Below are 3,580 nucleotides of genomic sequence, written 5' to 3'. Positions count from 1 at the left end.
AGAATATCGTCGCCCGCACCGCCTTGAAGGGTGTTGGCATCGGCATTGCCGAGCAGTGTGTTGTTCTGGTCATTACCGATGACGGTGAACTGGCCCGCACCATTGAGGGTGACGTTCTCGAAATTTTGCAGGGGGTTGCTGCTAAGGTCGATGGTGCCGGTTCTGAAGGTCGCCGCGTAGCCGATATAAAGGGTGTCGACACCTTCGTTAGCCTTTTCCTGCACCAGCGCCAGTTCGCCCGACTGGTCAAGGACATAGGCATCGTTGCCTTTGCCGCCGATCATGGTGTCCAGGCCACCCAGACCATTGAGTTCGTTGTTGCCATCGTTGCCGATCAACACGTTGTTGAGGGCGTTGCCGTTACCGGCGATGTTGCCGGTGCCGATAAGAGTGAGATTTTCCAGGTTGGCGCCGAGGGCCCAGTTGACCGAGGACTGAACGGTGTCGATCTCAAAGAGAAAGTTGCTGGATTCAACAATGACATCGCCGTAGTTATCGACCAGGTAAGTGTCGTTTCCGGCGCCACCGATCAGGGTGTCGGCACCTGTGCCGCCGTCGAGAATATTATTCCCGGCGTTGCCGGTAATCACGTTATTGTGATCGTTGCCGATGCCGTTAATGTTGTCGTAGTTCAGTAAGTTGAGGTTCTCGATATTTGCGCCCAGGGTGAAACTGACACTGGCATTCACCGTGTCGATTTCTGTCAGGGATGTGCCTCGCTCGATAACGACATCATTGATGTTGTCTACATAGTAGGTGTCATTGCCGGCACCACCGTCCATGGTGTCTGCGCCTGCTCCACCATCCAGCGAGTTGTTCAGGTCGTTACCGATCAGGGTGTCGTTGAATGCAGAGCCAATGGCCGTTTCGATTTTAGTGCCGTAAGCAATTGTCAGGCCCTCATTGAACGCGGTCAGCGTATCGAGATTCAGGAACGCCTGGCCTATCTGGCTGAATTGGCCTTCGTTGAGGTTGATGCGTACCGCAGCGAGCTGATTGCTGGCGTCGATTACATCATAACCACCCGTGTCCCAGATCGTCTCGAATACGGATTGGTCCGATGCCCATTGGTAAACATTGTTCCCCGATTGCCACAGGGTGTTGGCGCCATACATGTTCTGGATGGTCATGATATCCAGAAGCATTGGTGTCGTCGGCTGATAGGAATATGAGTCGTTATAGCTCATGACCGTATAGCGGACGTCGTCCATTGCCGGGGCAAGAATGGTCCCGTTGCCCGGGCTGGCTTCAAAGGGGTGCTTGAGACCGATGGCATGACCAATCTCATGCACGAAGGTCAGGAAATCGTAGGAGCCTTTGACAGGCATCGGGTTATCCGTTGCCGGGCCGATCCAGACGTCTCCTCCCTTGGGCGTATCATCCGGCAGGTAGGCCCAGGCAGCGATCTTGGGGTCCATCAGCGAGAAACCACCAAAGCGCAGATCACCGACACCCAAGACGTTATCTCTGGTCATCGTGAAAGTGATGTTGGCAACCGCACTCCAGGTAGCCAGCGCGTCGGCTACACCAATCTGCTGACCGTAGGTCAGTGAGTAAACAGCATTGTATTCATTGGTGGAGCTGTATGCGGTGGCGAAATAGGAGCTGTTGGGCTTGATGAAACTGTAAGTCAGGTCCGTCACTGCCCCGGGCACGTTTGGCTGTGTGCTTTGCCATTGATAACCGGAAATCAGGCTGTCGAGCTGGATGCTGCCAGTAGAGTTCGAGGTTCTGCTTACGGTGAAACCAGTTGGACGGGGCATGCGGATTTTTCCAGAGTAGGCTGCGGCCCTTCCTGAATGTGGCCGCTACAGATGTCAATTTTGCACGAGAAAATGGCGGTTGACATTATATTGCCACTATATTTTTTTAATGACGTCAAATAAGCGGCTGGGCCTTCTGTATCGGTGGTGACGTAGAATTCTTGATAAAAACGCACGACCGTTCGTCCAGACTCCAGGGATTTTTCAATGACCGTTCAAAGCATCTCGCTGATTCGCGAAACATTCCCCGTCGGCCCGCTTCAGTGCAACTGCACGATCATCGGCGACCCTGTAACGAAGAAGGCCATCGTCGTCGACCCGGGCGGCAACCCCGACCTGATCATGGCGCGTCTCGATGCGCATGGCCTGAAAGTCGTCAGCATCATTCACACCCATGCGCATCTCGATCACTTTCTCGCGTCCGGGCAGATGAAGGAAAAAACCGGGGCGACCCTGCATTTACACAAGGAAGACCAGTTCCTCTGGGATAACCTCGAAATGCAATGCCAGATGTTCGGTGTGCCATATGTTCCGGTGCCATCGCCGGATCGCTGGCTGAGCGACGATGAGGAACTCGCCTGCGGCTGCGGCGTTGCCCTGCATACGCCGGGACATACCCCCGGTTCCATGAGCTTTTGGTTTTCCGAGGCTAAGCTGTTGATAGCCGGCGACACGTTGTTTCGTCGCGGCGTAGGGCGCACGGATTTGTGGGGCGGCGATCAGGCGACCATCGTGCGTTCGATCAAGCAGCGGCTATACACCTTGGACGAGGACGCGACCGTGGTGACCGGACATGGGCCGGATACGCGTCTGGGTGACGAGATGCGCGAAAACCCGTTTGTGCGCGCCTAAATATTTTGTCACGAGTGCCCGGCGGAATTTTTGTGCATTGTCACGATCAAACGCCCGCGCAGGTCCATTAACCCAGTGACCGCTGCACCACCGAATGCGAAAAACCAGGAGCTCTCCATGTTCACCAAGCGTCGTTTGATTATTGTCGCTACTGCCGTGGCCTTGCTGTCCGGCTGCGCCTCGCCTAACCCGTATGACAATCAGGGCCAGGCCGATGGTGGCTCGCAAGGCATGAGCAAAACCGCCAAGTACGGCGGGCTCGGTGCTCTGGCCGGTGCGCTGGCCGGTGCTGCCATCGACCACAACAACCGCGGTAAAGGTGCCTTGATTGGTGCCGCCGTGGTGGGGGCGTCCGCTGCCGGTTACGGTTACTACGCCGATCAGCAGGAAAAGAAACTGCGCGCGAGCATGGCCAACACTGGCGTTGAAGTGCAGCGCCAGGGCGATCAGATCAAGCTGATCATGCCGGGCAACATCACCTTCGCTACCGATTCGGCGAACATTGCCTCCAGCTTCTATCAGCCGCTGAACAACCTCGCGGGCTCGTTGAAGGAGTTCAGCCAGAACCAGATCGAAATCGTTGGCTACACCGACAGCACGGGCAGCCGCCAGCACAACATGGACCTGTCGCAACGGCGTGCGCAGAGCGTGGCGACCTACCTGACTTCGCAAGGTGTCAGCGGTGCCAACCTGTCGGCCCGTGGCGCCGGTCCGGATAACCCGATTGCCAGCAACGGTGACGTGAATGGCCGGGCGCAGAACCGTCGCGTTGAAGTCAACCTGAAGGCGATTCCGGGTCAGCAGTATGGTGGTCAGCAGCAACAGCAGCCGGGTACGGTTCAGCAGTATCCGTAAGCGCTTGCCTGAATGAAGAAATGCCCGGTCCTGTGATCGGGCATTTTTTTGTCTGGCCTGTGCCGGCCCCTTCGCGAGCAAGCTCGCTCCCACATTTGAAATGCATTCCC

General features: G+C 56.4%; 3 protein-coding genes. 2 read left to right on the top strand and 1 reads right to left on the bottom strand.

What is annotated here, in order from left to right; all coding sequences use genetic code 11:
• On the bottom strand, positions 1 to 1,763 hold a 1,763-nt coding region (locus ACW9IR_RS28990), incomplete at its 3' end, for a M10 family metallopeptidase (RefSeq protein WP_457466032.1).
• Positions 1,764 to 1,970: 207 nt separating this feature from the next.
• Here ACW9IR_RS28990 and ACW9IR_RS28985 point away from each other — a divergent pair.
• Together ACW9IR_RS28985 and ACW9IR_RS28980 are read left to right on the top strand one after the other, a co-directional pair.
• Positions 1,971 to 2,615: an MBL fold metallo-hydrolase gene (locus ACW9IR_RS28985; protein ID WP_150707673.1), complete on the top strand. Its 645-nt coding sequence runs from the start codon at positions 1,971 to 1,973 to the stop codon at positions 2,613 to 2,615.
• 117 nt (positions 2,616 to 2,732) lie between these two features.
• Entirely contained in the window at positions 2,733 to 3,470 is a 738-nt protein-coding gene (locus ACW9IR_RS28980; RefSeq protein ID WP_038361038.1) for an OmpA family protein, read from the top strand.
• The last annotated feature ends 110 nt before the right edge of the window (positions 3,471 to 3,580 follow it).

This window comes from Pseudomonas sp. SDT291_1_S447 (genome assembly GCF_054070155.1).
Note: the sequence above shows the minus strand (reverse complement) of the source record. Positions and strands in the feature narration are given on the sequence as shown.

Coding starts and splice junctions, on each gene's coding strand:
- ACW9IR_RS28980 (WP_038361038.1), top strand. CDS start 2,733: ATGTTCACCAAGCGTCGTTTGATTATTGTCGCTACTGCCGTGGCCTTG.
- ACW9IR_RS28985 (WP_150707673.1), top strand. CDS start 1,971: ATGACCGTTCAAAGCATCTCGCTGATTCGCGAAACATTCCCCGTCGGC.